Raw genomic sequence first — 270 nt, 5'->3', positions numbered from 1 at the left:
CAGCCGCCACACCGCGAAATCCATAAAGCTGCTTTGGGAGCTACGGAAAGCGTAGACTGGAGTCATGAAAATGATATTAATACCGCCATTAATGATTTAAAATCTCAGGGATTTGAAGTCGTGGGAATCGAGCAGACAACCAACAGCCAGATGATCACAGATTTTACCATCGATCAAACAAAAAAATACGCGGTGATTTTGGGAAATGAAGTGGAAGGAATAAGCGATGAAGCGCTGCCGAATATTGATTCTTTCCTTGAAATTCCTCAG

Annotated in this window: 1 protein-coding gene; it reads left to right on the top strand. The window is 42.6% G+C overall.

The features are described from left to right. Positions 1 to 270, top strand: a 270-nt coding sequence (locus ACS2QP_RS27780) for a TrmH family RNA methyltransferase (protein ID WP_438883068.1), incomplete at both ends; no start/stop codon positions are given.

Source organism: Bacillus cereus group sp. Bce019, assembly GCF_051781745.1.
GTDB lineage: Bacteria > Bacillota > Bacilli > Bacillales > Bacillaceae_G > Bacillus_A > Bacillus_A cereus.
The sequence above is the reverse complement of the archived record's forward strand: the minus strand, read 5'-3'. Positions and strand labels throughout refer to the sequence as shown.